A 14,588-nucleotide genomic window follows, 5' to 3' on the forward strand; every position below is an offset into this window, starting at 1 on the left:
GCTTGCATCAACCAACGATCTTAAAGAAAGTTGGCTAATGCAACAGCGATGCCGTCATTGTCGTTGGATAAAGTGACTTCCGTTGCGATGCTTTTAAGCTCGTCAACGGCGTTTTCCATAGCAATTCCCGTGCCGGCCCATTCCAACATAGTATAGTCGTTGTGACCATCACCAAAAGCAATTACTTCTTCAGCAGTTATGCCTAACTGTAGGGTTAGTTTTTCTAAAGAACGCGCTTTATCAATATTTTTTGCGGTAAATTCAAAATAGAAAGGAGCGGAAAAAGCAGCGGTGACGGTTTCTTTGAAAGGCGCGTAGATGGCCTCATGATATTTTTGTAAATAGGCGGGTTCACCAGCAATTAAAATTTTGTTCAAGGGAAAGTTTAGTCTGGCGGCTAAATCACGCCACTCACATAATTGAAAGTTGCCACCCCGTGATTCATATTCAATAATATTAAAATCACCAGTCTCTAAATGTAAGGTGTTATGAAAAACATCATTGACATACATAAATGTTTCATCATTAATCATTGGAATTACGTCAAATTGTTTCAAATGCTCTAAAATTTGTTGACTCAATGACTTTGAAATTGTCTGATTAAATAGTTGTTGCTGACTGCCGTGATGGGTGACACAAGCGCCGTTATAGGAAAGTAAGTGTCCATTATAATGAGCCATCTCCAATTCATCTGCTAAGGGCCGCATACCGTTAGTCGGGCGGCCAGAAGCCAAAATCAGTGAGAGGCCTTGTTTTTGTGCAGCTACTAATGCTTGTCGCGTTTTTGGTGAAATCTTTTTTTCTGAAGTTAACAAGGTACCATCAATATCCATTACAATTGCTTTGATTGCCATAATTGGCCTCCAATCCGAAGAGTTTCTTTCTTTTAGTATAAAAGTTTTTTCTATTAATGTAAACGGATTCTCTTGTGAGGTGTATAAAAGAATTATTTTACAAAAATCTATACTATTTTTTTGTGAAATTTCATATAATAGAAGTATTCTAATTATCTACATAGAGAGCGAGGGACAAGGAATATGAAGGAAAAAGAAATGCATTCGCTCTTTTTTAAACATAAGTTTGTGAAAGTAACTCCCTATTTACGTCGTTTTGGTCATCGTTTGAGTGGGATGATTATGCCAAATTTGAGTATTTTTATTGCGTGGAGCTTATTGTCTTTGGTGGCTGGCTATACGACAGGGAATCTACGGCTAGCTCTTTCTGAAGTCGAAACGATAATGATTCGAGTTGTTTTACCGATTCTAATTGGTTTTACAGGCGGAAAAATGTTCGAGGAACAACGTGGCGGCGTTGTTGCTGCTATTGCGACAGTGGGCGTGATTGTTTCCACAGATGTTCCACAGTTGTTTGGTGCTATGTTTATTGGTCCTTTAGCAGGATATACTTTCGCCAAAATTGAACAAATTCTCTTACCGAAAGTTAAAGAAGGCTATGAGATGCTGACTAAAAACTTTTTAGCAGGAATTGTGGGAGGACTGCTTTGCTGTTTTGGTATTCTGGTTGTAGCTCCTGCTGTTGAAAACGCTAGTTTTTGGCTGTATCAATTTTCTTCTTGGTTAATTGAAGCCAATCTTTTACCATTGGTTCACGTTTTCTTAGAACCTTTAAAAGTGTTATTTTTTAATAATGCGATTAACCATGGCTTATTAACGCCTCTAGGTTTAGAAGGCGCTAGTCAAACAGGTCAGTCCATTTTATTTCTATTGGAAACAAATCCTGGACCAGGCGTGGGCGTTTTGGTTGCTTTTCTGCTGTTTGGGCCTGTAGGACAACGAAAAACAGCAGGAGGTGCCACCATGATTCAACTGATTGGGGGCATTCATGAAATTTATTTTCCGTTTGTTTTGATGGACCCGCGCTTATTTTTAGCAGTAATTGCTGGAGGAATGAGTGGTACGCTTGTTTTTCAAATATTTAATGTGGGGCTAAGTGCTCCAGCTTCGCCAGGTTCATTGGTTGCGATTTTAGCCAATGCCCCGACTGATGCAAGGCTGGCGGTTTTTAGCGGAATTTTTGTTAGCTTTCTGTGCTCTTTTGCAATAGCAAGCTTGTTATTAAAACGTCAACGAGGAATTGAACCAGTTTCAATGATAAAGATGAAGGAGGAAGACCAAGTGGAAACAGTCACACCTAACTATCAGCAAATTTTATTTGTTTGTGATGCAGGAATGGGCTCAAGTGCCATGGGGGCAAGTTTGCTAAGCCGACAATTAAAAGCTGTGGACTTGGAGATACCTGTGACTTACCAGTCCGTTCATCAGATGAAGTGGCAGCCTAAGACATTAGTGGTGATTCAAGCAGAATTGAAACAGTTAGCACAAAAGTACGTCCCAGAAAAGGATATGGTGAGTGTTCAAAATTTTTTAGAAATTAAATCCTATTACCCGCAAGTTTTAGCCAAACTGACTGCTTCTTCTCAAGAGCAATCTTCACTTGGTTCAGAGTCTACTGAAACGAACTCGACAAAACAAAGACAGAAGCTTGTTTTTTTATATGCCGAGAATGTTCGAGGATCGCAAACAATGGGAATGGAATTATTGCGGCAACAAGCAGCGAAACAAGGAGTCGCGATTGAAGTATCTAAAGAACCACTGGAAACAGTCTTTTTTACCAAGGAGACAACCTACGTAGTGACTCGTGAACTGGCGCAAGCCTATCATTTAGATCTAACGCAACAAAATTTATACGTAGTTACTAGTTTTTTGAATAAGAAAGAGTATCAAGAATGGCTGGAAGGAGGAGCTGATAGATGTTTTTAACGACAAGAGAAACTGTTCTATTAACGGAATTAGTGAATAGTCCTACCCCCGTTTCAGTAAACCGCATGATGAATTTGTTAAAGGTTAGCCGCCGGACGGTATATCGTGAATTAGAAAATTTAGAAACCTCGCTAGCATCGATGGGCGCGACATTGGAAAAAGTAGCTCGTGGGCGCTTTTCGATTCAAGCAGATGAAGCAGCGATGACGGAAATTCAGGCTGCTATTTTAGGAGAAGAGACACAGGAACTTTCTACTTTGGCGCGGCAACATGCGATTTTATTGACATTACTGCAAACAAAAGAGCCAGTCTCTATGCATTATTTTCTGGAAACGTATTGTATTAGTAATACGACTTTTTATGCCGATATTAAACAATTAGAAACACGGATTGCTCGGATTCCGTTGACGATTTCTCGGAATCAAGGTTATGAAGTGACTGGTTCTGAAAAATATCGCCGTCTTCTAATGGCGAATATTCTAAGTATGGAAATTAATGAGTACCAATTTTTTCATTTTACCGAATTAACGACAAACGACCATTTTTTCTTTCAGTTTATTCATGCAGAACATTTAGCATTTGCACAAAAAATTGTTCAGCCAGAAGTAGAAACTTTATTTCCAGCATTAAGTGATCGCAAATTACAACATTTGATTTTAATGTTAACAATTGCGATGGATCGGGTCACTGCAGGTTTTTATTTAGCTGATGAGACCTATACTGGGCAGATGAATAAGGCCTTTCTAAATTGTTCTAAACGACTTTTTTCAAAAGTCGCTGCTGAAACAAAACAACTATACGCTGTCAGTGAGATTGTTTTTTTTGCTAGCTTATTAAGTGATTTTTCTAATTCTTTTGATGAAGATTTTTTTGATGAACATTTTGACACTCAGCTGGCTTATGAAGTGAAACAACTGATTGAAGCAGTAAGTCAAGAAACGGAAGTTAATTTTTTCGAAGATACCAATTTGTATAAAATGTTGTTGACGCATTTATCAGGTGTTTTTTCGCGGGCGGTTTTACAAGAAGAAGATTTAACGAATCCCATTTTAGAACGGATTATGAATCAATATCAAGAAATAGCTGCGGCTTTACGCCAAGCGTTGCCGCAAATTTTTCCGCAAAAAAATTTATCGGAAGAGGAAATTGCCTACATGGTACTTCATTTTGCCAATTCTTTAGAACGGAGTCCCAAAATTATGGAAGTTGATATTGCTGGTTTTTCTCCTAGCGGTTTGGCTTCGACAAGTATGCTGGAAATGCGATTACGGCGCTACTTTCCTTTTATCAACCAGATTCATTTTTTTCGGATTGCGGATTTAGGTAAGGTGAATGTTGAGGAAAACTATGACTTAGTGATTTCCACTTCGTTATTACCAGGATACAACGGTAAATATAAATTGATCTCACCGTTACTTTTAGACGATGAAATCCGCCAATTGAAAGAAGAGTTTAAGCGGATTAGTCACGAAAAACGCTCGCTTAGGAAAGCGCCTGTGAAAAAAATAGGTGGCGAAGAAAGCTACGAAACAGTGGTCGCTTTCATGGAAGAAATTAGTAAACTATTAGAAACATTTTTCATAGCAGATTTAAATAATCAAGCGGATTTAGCAGAAACCGTTCAACAAGCTCTCGCGCAACTTTCCGCAGATTTAATCACCGATAGTGCAATCGTCTGTCAGCAATTGATGAAACGTTACGAGCAAGCGCCTATTGGGATTCCTCAGACGGAAATGGCCTTATTCCATACCTCAAGTACAGCAGTGACACAGCCTGTTTTTTGTATTTTTAATCTGGCCCAGCCACTTATGATTGAAGGTATGGATAAAAAGCCGATGCAGTTACAACGTATGTTACTCATGCTAGCGCCAATGCCGATTGATGAAACAATCGGGAAAATTTTAGGAAAAATCAGTGGTGCGATTATTATGAATGATTTAAATACAGAAATTTTTCATTCAGGAAATGAAGCCATTGTTTATCAGTTGCTTTCGTCATTATTAATTGAAGAAATGAAAGGCTAGGTGTTGAGAGATGTTTGAAATTACAGCGGAGCAAATAATGTTGAATCAATCGTATGCTAGTTGGGAGGAAGCACTTGCAGCTTCTGGTGAATTACTGCTAAAAAATCAGTTGGTCACGCCTGACTATGTCAAAGCAATGTATCAACGTCAACAAAAAGTCAGCGTGTATATCGGTAACTTCGTGGCATTGCCTCATGCGGAAGGACAAGATGAACAAGTTTTAAAAGAAGGGATTTGCTTTATTCAAGTGCCTGATGGGGTCAACTTTGGTACGGAAGCAGATCGAAAAATAGCTACTTTGTTATTTGTCGTTGCTCTAAAAAGTCAACGGCAACTAAGCATGCTTCAAGAATTAGCTTTTTTCTGTTCAGATCTCGAAAACATTCAGCGGCTCAGTGATTGTCGAACAATAGATGAAGCGCAAAAAATTCTGGCTCAAGCCTAAAGTTACGTCTGAAAAAATCAATTCAATTTGAAATGTTCAATAATTATTGAAATAATTTTATATTAAAAAATAAAATATTTTAATTTAAGAGATCAAACAAAAAAGATAAGAAGATTCCTTGACAAAAAATAGGCCCTATGATAAATTTAAGGTAACTTGTGACAAAGTCGTGCATGGATGCACTAAAAAGACACCCTATCAGTAGTAGGGTGTCTTTTTTTGCTGTTTAGACAGCAGCGGCTGGAAGCAACTTGTTTATTCCTCGTTCTGTTTTTCCAACCAAATGGTTACAAGTTTCAGGACAATCCCGACAAAAATCGGCACAAGAATTTTTGTGACAATCTCGTACATGTGATGCACCTCCTTTCGAGGCAAGTCGCCAATTTGAGTATAGCATAAAAAGTTGTTCATTTATTATTGGAATTATTAGAAATGGAACAAGCACGTGTTTTCTGGTTTTCGTAACTAGAGAACACGTGCTTTTTTCTTTCAACTTTTGGCAAAATGGTTTGTGCCAAAGTACGACTTTTTCCAGATTCGGAAAGCGGATACAATTTAGTCAACAAGAAAAGTTACTTGAGAGAAGGGGAATAAAAATGGAACAAGTACCAGAAAAAAATAAAGTATCAATTAAAGCAAAAGTCCAAAGACTTGGCAGTACCTTATCTAGCATGGTGATGCCCAATATCGGGGCGTTGATTGCGTGGGGCGTTTTGACAGCGCTATTTATCCCAGATGGATATCTGCCAAATAAAGCCTTTGCCACGATGGTTGGCCCAATGTTGACCTATTTAATTCCATTATTAATTGGCTACACTGGTGGGAAAGTAATTGCAGGTGATCGCGGTGCCGTAGTTGGCGCAATTGCAACAATGGGCGTGATTGTGGGAACCGATATTCCGATGATGCTAGGTGCCATGATTATGGGTCCACTTGGTGGCTTTACAATTAAGAAATTTGATCAGTATTTCCAACATCGGATTAAAGCTGGTTTTGAAATGTTAGTAAACAATTTTTCAGCTGGATTAATTGGTTTTGCGTTAGCTTTACTTGGTTTTTCAGCGATTGGCCCAATTGTCGATGCGCTGACTGCTGCAATGGCACGTGGTGTGGAAATCATTTTAAATGCTCATTTGATTCCATTAACGAGTATTTTTATTGAACCGGCAAAAGTGCTCTTTTTAAACAATGCGATTAATCATGGCATTTTAACACCCTTAGGGACAGAACAAGTCTTATCGGCTGGCAAATCAATTCTTTTCCTATTAGAAGCAAACCCTGGTCCTGGGTTAGGTGTCTTATTAGCATTTATGTTTTTTGGAAAAGGTGCGGCAAAATCTTCTGCGCCGGGAGCAATAATTATTCATTTCCTTGGTGGTATCCACGAAATTTACTTCCCATATGTAATGATGAAACCGTTATTATTCTTATCGGTTATTGCAGGTGGCGCGACAGGTAGTTTGGTTTTCCAAACGTTAGATGCTGGTTTACGTGCGCCCGCTTCTCCAGGCTCCATTATAGCTATTTTAGCGATGACACCAATGGGTTCTTACTTACCAGTTATTTTAGGTGTTTTGGCAGCAACTGCAGTTTCCTTTGCAGTATCCGCAGTCATTTTAAAAGCAGATGCGAAAGAAGAAAGTGATGAATTTGCCCAAAAAGTGAAAGAAACCCAAGCTGCTAAAGCAGCATCAAAAGGATTAACTGTCACAAATGGTAGTGCTTCATTGTCAGGAATTCAACAAATTATTTTTGCTTGTGATGCTGGGATGGGCTCTAGTGCAATGGGTGCGTCTATCTTACGGAAAAAGGTCCAAGAGGCTGGTTTAGTACAAACTGTGACGAATCGGGCCATTAATAATTTGACCGATGAGGGAAATACATTGATTGTCACACAAGCGGAATTGCAAGAACGGGCCAAACAGAAAGCACCTAATGCAACCTTTGTAGCAGTTGAAAATTTCTTGAACTCACCACGTTATGATGAAATTGTGGCTGAACTATCAGGTACCAAAGAAAAAAACGACGCACAACCAACAGTCTCCAAAGCAACACCTGCTTCTGAAATTGAGGGAGATTTAGCAAATGTCAATGAGATTCTTTTGGTTCACGATGATCGTGTCGGGTCAGCAACGATGGGAATGAAAGTCTTAGAAGAAATTTTAGATAAAGAGAAAATTTCAATGCCGATTCGAAAAATTAATATTAATGAATTAACTCAACAAACACAGGCTTTAATTGTCACAAAAGCTGAACTAACGGAACAAGCCCGTAAAAAAGCACCGAAAGCGACACACTTATCAGTAAAAAGTATGGTTAATCCCCAAAAATATGAAACAGTGGTTTCGCTCTTAAAAGAAAGTGCCTAGAGAGGAAGAAAACAATGGAAAATCTTACGAATATTTCAATTGAATTAAATCAACAGTTTAATACAAAAGAAGAAGCTATTCGCTTTTGCGGCGAAAAACTAGTCGAGGCAGGCTGTGTTGAGCCCGCTTATATTGAAGCAATGATTGAAAGAGACCAATTGCTATCTGTTTATATGGGGAATTTTATTGCCATTCCTCATGGAACAGAAGAAGCCAAAAAATTAGTGAAAAAATCAGGAATCTGTGTAGTGCAAGTCCCAGAGGGTGTTAATTTTGGCACCGAAGAAGATGAAAAAATTGCTACCGTATTATTTGGGATTGCCGGAGTCGGTGAAGAACATTTGCAATTAGTCCAACAAATTGCACTTTATTGTAGTGATATGGATAACGTGGTGCAACTTGCCGATGCATTAAGTAAAGAAGAAATAACAGAAAATTTAGCCATTGCTTAAAGGAGAGAATAAGAATGAACGCAGTACATTTTGGAGCAGGAAATATTGGACGCGGCTTTATTGGCGAAATTTTAGCTAAAAACGGGTTTCATATTACGTTTGTGGATGTTAATGAAACCATCATTCAAGCGTTAAAAGAACGTAAAAGTTATACAATTGAATTGGCCGATGCCTCACATCAACAAATTAACGTTGAAAATGTGACCGGGTTAAATAACATGACAGAACCAGAAAAAGTAGTAGAAGCAATTGCGGAAGCCGATTTAGTCACGACGGCAATTGGTCCTAATATTTTACCAAGAATTGCTGAATTAATTGCTCAAGGAATTGATGCACGTGCCGAAGCAAATTGTCAAAAGCCGCTGGATATTATCGCTTGTGAAAATATGATTGGTGGTTCAACCTTTTTAGCAGAAGAAGTGGCCAAATATTTGAAAAACCCAGCTTATGCTGAACAATGGATTGGTTTTCCTGATGCGGCGGTTGATCGGATTGTTCCATTACAAAAACATGAAGATCCACTTTTTGTTCAAGTTGAGCCTTTTTGTGAATGGGTCATTGATGATACCAACCGAAAAGCCAAAGAGATTCAGTTAGAAGGGGTTCATTACGTTGCTGATTTAGAGCCGTATATTGAACGAAAATTATTTAGTGTAAACACTGGCCATGCTACAGTTGCCTATACAGGGGCGTTGTTAGGCTATCAAACCATTGACGAAGCGATGCAGGACGCCTTAGTGGTAGCACAACTCAAATCAGTTTTGCAGGAAACCGGTAAACTTTTAGTGGCTAAATGGAATTTTGATGAACAAGAACATGCAGCCTATATTGAAAAAATTATTCAACGTTTCCAAAATAAATATATTTCAGATGCTATTACACGTGTAGCACGGACACCAATCAGAAAATTAGGTGCGCAAGAACGGTTTATTCGACCAATCCGTGAATTACAGGAACGCAATCTAGTGTCGCCGCATTTATTAGCAATGATTGGTATTGTCTTTAATTATCATGATCCAGAAGATGAACAAAGCCGTCAATTACAGAAAATGCTTGACCAAGAAAGCGTTGATACAGTGATCGCTGAAGTAACGGGCATTGAAGATCCAGAAACGGTTAAAAATATTAAACAAAACGTAGAACGCTATGCGCGACCACAAGTAGCATAATAACAAAATCCTTCTACCAAGATACTTCACATTTCTTAATTAAAGAAAAAAACAACCGCTCACTGATTAAAGTGAGCGGTTGTTTTTTACATATTGACTAAGTGGTTTTTGATAAAGCTCTCCTTTGAAGGCACCTGTATTGAAGTATTCAGCTAATTGGTAACCAATGAATGGGCCAGTAGTGAGTCCTGATGAACCAAGTCCGCTAGCAACCACAAGGTGGGGCAGCTCTGGCAAAGGACCAAAAAACGGAGCGAAATCAGATGTATAAGCACGTGTACCAACACGGTAATGCATGGGTTGCTTAAAAAGCTGCTCTGCTTCTTTTAGAAATGGCGCAGTCCCAGAAGTTAGTTGGTGAAAAGCGCTAACAGTCTCTTCTAAATCCCAGGCTTGTTCATTTTCGTGGGTGGCACCTAATAAAATTTTTCCTTGATTAAAAGGAATTAAATCGGCTTCGCCATCTAACATAGCAACAGGCCATTGCTGACTGTTTGTAAAAGGGGTCTCGAAAACTAATAATTGTCCTTTTTGGGGACGAATGTCCACAGATAAATTTAAAGTAGCTAGTAATTCCTTTAAATGAGGACCAGGTGTTAAAGCGAGAAAATCAACGCTCTTTTTTTCTGAATTTGTGACAATTTCCCACCCTTGATTCAGTTGTCGAAAGTGCGCCCGTTGTGAACAAAAAGTGACCCCTTTGGCTTCGGCGCGTTTCTGAAGATGGTTTAGATAAGCTGGTCCATCTAGGCGACCGCCGCCAGAAATAAAAAGTGAGGGAGTTTCCTTAAGTAGCGGTAAGAACTTCGCTGTTTGAACCGCTGACAACATCGTGATTTCTCCAATTTCAGGTGCAGTTTGCTTACGCTCTTCTGCCAAATGGGCTAAGTCTGCCAAAGCGGCTGCCGGGCGCAAAATGACTGTCCCTGATTGACGATAAATATCCTCCGTCAGCTGAAAATCTTTGACTAGCTTTGGAAATAGGGCAGCGCCCTCTCGCGCTAATTGGTACCATTTCTTATTCCGACGTTTGGATAGCCAAGGGGAAATAATCCCAGCGCTCGCTTTAGTCGCTTGGCCGAGCCCTTCATCATAAACGGTAATGTCAAATTTTTGTGGATCTAAATAATTAGCTAACGTCATTCCGATAATGCCGCCGCCAATAATGGCAATTTTTTTCATGCTTCTTCTCTCCTTCGAACAGTTGTATTGTAACACAAAAAAACCGCCTCTAGACAGAGACGATTGGGAGATAACTTGTTAACGGGTCCTTCTGTGTGTGTAAATAGAATTGCCGCCTTCTAAAACGTGAACAATTTCTTGTGCCATTTCTGCCACAGGCACAGGATCATAGCCAATAAATAAGTTCTTTAAAAAGGGGATTTTCTTAAAAAAATAAATACATTTACTAAAAAGTATGGTGCCGGTACGTTCTTGACCTACAAGTAAACTAGGATAAAAAATCACTGCTTCGGCGACTTCTTGGTGGATTAGTTCCTCCGCTGCCAATTTGGCATCCATATATTTTCTCAAAGGGAAAGGAACAGTATTGGCTGAAATAAATAAAAACTTAGCTGGCTTTTTTTGTTGTGCTAAAAAAGAGCTGATTTTTTTCACTGGCGTCAGAATTAGCCGTTGATAGGTTTTCTTTTTTCGTGGATTTTCAAATAAAATACCTACTGTATCAATGACCCAGTCAGCACGCTGGACTTGTTCTTGCCAATTCGTGTCACGAGTAACATCGGAGCATACCCACTGCACTTGGTGGCTCCAAGATGCGGAGAGCGTGGCAGGCTTTCCATGACGTGAAACACTGATGACTTGATGTTGGCGTTGGACTAAAATTTTCGCGATTTGTTGACCTAAAAAACCGCTACCGCCAAAAATAATGACTTTCATGGCAAGCCCTCACTTTCAATTGTTTCTTCTAGTGTACCTTAAATAAAAAAAGAAGCAAAAAATCTCGATTGCGTATAGTTTAGTTATAAATAACATAAAAATAACCTTTTTAGATTGTTGAAACACAAAGACCCAACAATGGTTATTTATTGTCGTGAAATAAATAAAAAAATGAACAAAAATGAAATAAATCAGACTAAAGGCCTAGAGAAATGCCCTTGTTTCTTGAATTCAAGCATGGTTAAATAGTTATAAGTGAACGACCGAGCAATTTAGTTTGTTGGGGAAAATAGACAGAATGAGGAGATGAAACGAAGAAAATGAAGAAGAAAACGATAATTATATTGGGGGCAGTTGCGGTAATTGCGGTTGGGGGCATCGTAACTGTGAATGCGTTAAATAAAAATGCACAACAAGTAGCTGTCAAGCAAGCGCCTAAAGATGACTGGGGAATTGACTATTTTGATGTTCCTGACTTGCAACAAATTTATATTAACGGTGTCATCCAACCGGAACAAATGGAAGCCTTTGCGCGCGATCAAAAAATAACAAAGGATCCAGAGATTAAGGTGAAAAACGGCGATGTCGTAGATGCAGGCACAGAATTATTTACTTATGAAGATGAGGCGGTCACAAAAGAAATTGAGGCCCAACAAAATAGCTTAGCCAAATTAGAAACGAAGCGGGCGAATATCTATAATAAGTGGAATCGGGCCATTGATAAATTTAATAAAACTAAAGAAGAAGACCGCACGATGTCTGGTGATGATTTAAATGAACAATATCAAACAGAAGTCGATGCGGTAGATGAAGAGATTACCTTCACCAATGAAACCTTAGCGGATTTAGGAGCGAAGCAATATATTTCCACAAAGGCTAATTTCAAAGGCCGCGTATCAATTCCAGAAGTAAAAGATGCCAATTCACCGATTTTACGGTTAACTTCAGAAGATCTTTATTTAGCTGGAAAAGTGAATGAAAAGGACTTGACTAAAATTAGTGTTGGGCAAAAAGCTAAACTAACTTCTGTTTCCAACAATGTGGTTGTGGATGGCTCAATTTCTTATATCGATGATAATCCTCCTGAAGGCAACAGCGATGCCGCGAGTGGCAATCCAGAGGGAGGCACGACGATGTCTAGTTATAGCGTCAAAATTGCGTTGGCCAATTTAGACAAAGTCAAAAATGGCTACCATATGCAAGCAACCATTGATTTAGGCGATTTAGGGGCGATTGAGTTACCGAAAAAAGCGATTCAAAAAGAGGGTGAACAGGCCTACGTTTTAGTGAATGATTTTGGAACCATCATTCGTCGTGATGTCCAAGTCGGGCAAGAAAATGGCGACAAAATGGCGATTGAATCTGGCTTAGAATCAGCCGACCGAGTGGTTATTTCTTCAAAAAAACCAGTAAAAGTCGGTGATATTGTGGAATCAGATGCAGCGATTGCTTCTGATGAATCAGCAACCAACGAATCAATGACAGATGCGTCGAAATAGGAGGGCTTGATGGTGGAAGCAAACAATACAAATCAACCCCTCATTGAATTGCGGGACATTAACAAGTTCTATCCAGTAGGTAAGGAAAAACTACATGTTTTAAAAGAATTGAACTTGACCATCCATCAAGGAGAGTTCATTTTAATCATGGGGAAGTCCGGCAGCGGTAAGACAACGCTGATGAACATTATTGGGTTCTTGGATCGCTTAACATACGGAAGCTATCATTTCTCAGGAACAGATGTTTCAAAATTGTCTGAAAATAAAAAATCAGCCTTTCGCAATGAATATCTAGGATTTATTTTTCAACAATTTTTCTTGATTAATTCTTTAAATGTTAGTCAAAATGTTCAATTGCCCTGTGTTTATGAAGGGAAAAAAAGCCGCGCTGAGAAAAAAGCGATTGCTGAAAAATACCTAAAAATTGTCGGTTTGGAAACAAAAGCCAAATCAAAAGTTACTGAACTTTCTGGAGGACAGCAACAAAGAGTAGCCATTGCTCGTTCCTTGGTGAATGATCCATTATTGATTATGGCTGATGAACCGACTGGGGCATTGGATAGTGAAACGGGTACAGAAATTATGGAATTATTGAAAGAATTGAATGAACAAGGCAAAACAATTGTCATGGTGACACATGATGAAGATATGAAAAAATATGCCTCACGAGTGATTCATATGAAAGATGGTCGCTTTTTGGAAGAAGAGGTGATTAGATGATTGCTAATTTATTTGTTAGTACTTTTTTAAGCTTAAAGGCACATAAGTTGCGGGTATTTTTAACGATGGTCGGGATTATTATTGGGATTACATCAGTCGTAACGATTTCTGCGCTAGGTGAAGGGATGAAGCGTCAAGTTGTGAAGGCATCCAGTGCAGTGAACGCGGATGTTTTGAAGATTCATTATACAATGTCGGATGGTAGCAGTGACAATTTTATGTCCTATGAAGAGCCAGATTATACGTTTAGCCGAGTGGACTTGAAAAAATTACAAGACATTCAAGGAATTGAAAGTATTTATCCTCAATATGGTGAATCAATGATGGGGGGCGGAGACAATTTGTTTGTACCAATGGATTATTTTGGGGCGCAAGCGAATTTATCCATTACGTCGACTAAAGGGCAGAATGATATTTTATATGGTCGTGATTTTCAACCGAGCGATGCAAATACAGATGCGATTGTCTTAAATCATGATATCTTTGAAGCGCAAATTCGGCTTGATGATCCTAGCCAACTCATTGGAAAAGCTGTTTCAATTGGTGGTTATATGTACAAGGTGATTGGTATTTTAGCACCAAAAGATTTAGATAGTTTGGGTATGAACGATGATTGGGCAACTGCTATGAGCAGTTTTGTTTCTCGAGAATCATACAATAAATTAGCGAAAACAAAAGCAATTAGTGGCATCAATATTAAGGTTCGTGAGGGAGCAGACCGTGAAGCAATTTTAGGACAGGCAATCACTATTTTAAGTGAAAATCATCCTGAAGTGAAAGGAACGTTTAAAGAAAATGACCAAGACCAACAACTCCAACAACAAATGGAAGAAATGGTCACGGGTATGACGATGTTTCTGATGGCAATTACTGCAATCTCCCTATTAGTCGGGGGAATTGGCGTCATGAACATCATGTATGTGTCTGTTACGGAACGGAAACGAGAAATCGGGATTCGCCGGGCCATTGGTGCTAAACCACGAGTCATTTTATTCCAATTTTTAATGGAAGCAGCGTTTATCACATTGATTGGTGGTTTGATTGGTGTCGGCTGCGGCTACTTATTGGCAACTGTGGTCGGTGGGTATATTTCGATTACGCCAATTATTACGCCGTCCATCTTTGCTATTTCAACATTGGTTTCGGTCTTCACAGGTATCTTTTTCGGAATTATTCCAGCAATTGGTGCTTCGAGGATGGATCCGATTAAAGCGATTTATAATTAAAAAGA

Annotated in this window: 13 protein-coding genes; 9 read left to right on the forward strand and 4 right to left on the reverse strand. The window is 39.0% G+C overall.

The annotated features are described in order from the left end of the window. Positions 1–20 precede the first annotated feature (20 nt). Positions 21–854 (reverse strand): Cof-type HAD-IIB family hydrolase, encoded by an 834-nt coding sequence (locus tag IGL37_RS01525; RefSeq protein ID WP_002358387.1) that lies wholly within the window; start codon positions 852–854, stop codon positions 21–23. Between the two features lie 183 nt (positions 855–1,037). Here IGL37_RS01525 and IGL37_RS01530 point away from each other — a divergent pair, with 183 nt between their 5' ends. From IGL37_RS01530 to IGL37_RS01540, 3 genes are read left to right on the forward strand one after another with little or no spacing between them, the layout of a single operon-like run. After that, complete coding sequence (locus tag IGL37_RS01530; protein WP_033918197.1) at positions 1,038–2,780, forward strand: PTS transporter subunit EIIC; 1,743 nt, start codon at positions 1,038–1,040, stop codon at positions 2,778–2,780. Continuing rightward, complete coding sequence (locus tag IGL37_RS01535) at positions 2,771–4,804, forward strand: BglG family transcription antiterminator (protein WP_002361171.1); 2,034 nt, start codon at positions 2,771–2,773, stop codon at positions 4,802–4,804. The genes IGL37_RS01530 and IGL37_RS01535 overlap by 10 nt, the downstream gene beginning before the upstream one ends. A gap of 10 nt (positions 4,805–4,814) precedes the next feature. After that, positions 4,815–5,249 carry a PTS sugar transporter subunit IIA gene (locus tag IGL37_RS01540; RefSeq protein WP_002358391.1) on the forward strand — a complete coding sequence of 145 codons (435 nt, stop codon included), beginning with the start codon at positions 4,815–4,817 and terminating at the stop codon, positions 5,247–5,249. A gap of 255 nt (positions 5,250–5,504) precedes the next feature. Here the strand turns inward: IGL37_RS01540 and IGL37_RS01545 are convergent, their stop codons facing one another. After that, on the reverse strand, positions 5,505–5,600 hold the full coding sequence (locus IGL37_RS01545; protein WP_015543884.1) for a type I toxin-antitoxin system Fst family toxin: 96 nt from the start codon (positions 5,598–5,600) through the stop codon (positions 5,505–5,507). Positions 5,601–5,845: 245 nt separating this feature from the next. On the opposite strand from IGL37_RS01545, the gene IGL37_RS01550 reads away from it, so the two are divergent. The 3 genes from IGL37_RS01550 to IGL37_RS01560 are packed head-to-tail and all read left to right on the forward strand — an operon-like array spanning position 5,846 to position 9,239. Continuing rightward, positions 5,846–7,618, forward strand: a complete 1,773-nt coding sequence (locus IGL37_RS01550; protein ID WP_002387897.1) for a PTS mannitol-specific transporter subunit IIBC — start codon at positions 5,846–5,848, stop codon at positions 7,616–7,618. A gap of 14 nt (positions 7,619–7,632) precedes the next feature. Beyond that, positions 7,633–8,070: a PTS sugar transporter subunit IIA gene (locus tag IGL37_RS01555; protein ID WP_002355279.1), complete on the forward strand. Its 438-nt coding sequence runs from the start codon at positions 7,633–7,635 to the stop codon at positions 8,068–8,070. 14 nt (positions 8,071–8,084) lie between these two features. Continuing rightward, positions 8,085–9,239, forward strand: coding sequence for a mannitol-1-phosphate 5-dehydrogenase (locus IGL37_RS01560; protein WP_002395429.1), 1,155 nt, complete (start codon positions 8,085–8,087; stop codon positions 9,237–9,239). A gap of 66 nt (positions 9,240–9,305) precedes the next feature. Here IGL37_RS01560 and IGL37_RS01565 read toward each other — a convergent pair whose 3' ends face one another. Continuing rightward, a complete protein-coding gene (locus IGL37_RS01565) occupies positions 9,306–10,421 on the reverse strand; it encodes an NAD(P)/FAD-dependent oxidoreductase (protein WP_033785759.1) in 1,116 nt (371 codons plus the stop codon). A gap of 78 nt (positions 10,422–10,499) precedes the next feature. Continuing rightward, positions 10,500–11,138, reverse strand: a complete 639-nt coding sequence (locus tag IGL37_RS01570) for an NAD(P)H-binding protein (protein WP_002358396.1) — start codon at positions 11,136–11,138, stop codon at positions 10,500–10,502. Positions 11,139–11,458: 320 nt separating this feature from the next. Between IGL37_RS01570 and IGL37_RS01575 the strand changes: the two genes are divergently transcribed. Genes IGL37_RS01575 through IGL37_RS01585 form a run of 3 tightly spaced genes read left to right on the forward strand, consistent with a single transcriptional unit; the run spans position 11,459 to position 14,583 of the window. Continuing rightward, positions 11,459–12,637, forward strand: coding sequence for an efflux RND transporter periplasmic adaptor subunit (locus IGL37_RS01575; RefSeq protein ID WP_002355284.1), 1,179 nt, complete (start codon positions 11,459–11,461; stop codon positions 12,635–12,637). 9 nt (positions 12,638–12,646) lie between these two features. Then, complete coding sequence (locus IGL37_RS01580) at positions 12,647–13,357, forward strand: ABC transporter ATP-binding protein (protein ID WP_002392497.1); 711 nt, start codon at positions 12,647–12,649, stop codon at positions 13,355–13,357. After that, entirely contained in the window at positions 13,354–14,583 is a 1,230-nt protein-coding gene (locus tag IGL37_RS01585; RefSeq protein WP_002355288.1) for an ABC transporter permease, read from the forward strand. The genes IGL37_RS01580 and IGL37_RS01585 overlap by 4 nt, the downstream gene beginning before the upstream one ends. Positions 14,584–14,588: the final 5 nt, after the last annotated feature.

The sequence above is a fragment of the Enterococcus sp. AZ119 genome, assembly GCF_050546175.1.
GTDB lineage: Bacteria > Bacillota > Bacilli > Lactobacillales > Enterococcaceae > Enterococcus > Enterococcus faecalis.

What these genes read in the sequence shown, in the direction of transcription:
- IGL37_RS01535 (WP_002361171.1), top strand. Translation starts at nt 2,771, where the DNA reads ATGTTTTTAACGACAAGAGAAACTGTTCTATTAACGGAATTAGTGAAT.
- IGL37_RS01555 (WP_002355279.1), top strand. Translation starts at nt 7,633, where the DNA reads ATGGAAAATCTTACGAATATTTCAATTGAATTAAATCAACAGTTTAAT.
- IGL37_RS01540 (WP_002358391.1), top strand. Translation starts at nt 4,815, where the DNA reads ATGTTTGAAATTACAGCGGAGCAAATAATGTTGAATCAATCGTATGCT.
- IGL37_RS01580 (WP_002392497.1), top strand. Translation starts at nt 12,647, where the DNA reads ATGGTGGAAGCAAACAATACAAATCAACCCCTCATTGAATTGCGGGAC.
- IGL37_RS01560 (WP_002395429.1), top strand. Translation starts at nt 8,085, where the DNA reads ATGAACGCAGTACATTTTGGAGCAGGAAATATTGGACGCGGCTTTATT.
- IGL37_RS01545 (WP_015543884.1), bottom strand. Translation starts at nt 5,600, where the DNA reads ATGTACGAGATTGTCACAAAAATTCTTGTGCCGATTTTTGTCGGGATT.
- IGL37_RS01575 (WP_002355284.1), top strand. Translation starts at nt 11,459, where the DNA reads ATGAAGAAGAAAACGATAATTATATTGGGGGCAGTTGCGGTAATTGCG.
- IGL37_RS01530 (WP_033918197.1), top strand. Translation starts at nt 1,038, where the DNA reads ATGAAGGAAAAAGAAATGCATTCGCTCTTTTTTAAACATAAGTTTGTG.
- IGL37_RS01570 (WP_002358396.1), bottom strand. Translation starts at nt 11,138, where the DNA reads ATGAAAGTCATTATTTTTGGCGGTAGCGGTTTTTTAGGTCAACAAATC.
- IGL37_RS01550 (WP_002387897.1), top strand. Translation starts at nt 5,846, where the DNA reads ATGGAACAAGTACCAGAAAAAAATAAAGTATCAATTAAAGCAAAAGTC.
- IGL37_RS01525 (WP_002358387.1), bottom strand. Translation starts at nt 854, where the DNA reads ATGGCAATCAAAGCAATTGTAATGGATATTGATGGTACCTTGTTAACT.
- IGL37_RS01585 (WP_002355288.1), top strand. Translation starts at nt 13,354, where the DNA reads ATGATTGCTAATTTATTTGTTAGTACTTTTTTAAGCTTAAAGGCACAT.
- IGL37_RS01565 (WP_033785759.1), bottom strand. Translation starts at nt 10,421, where the DNA reads ATGAAAAAAATTGCCATTATTGGCGGCGGCATTATCGGAATGACGTTA.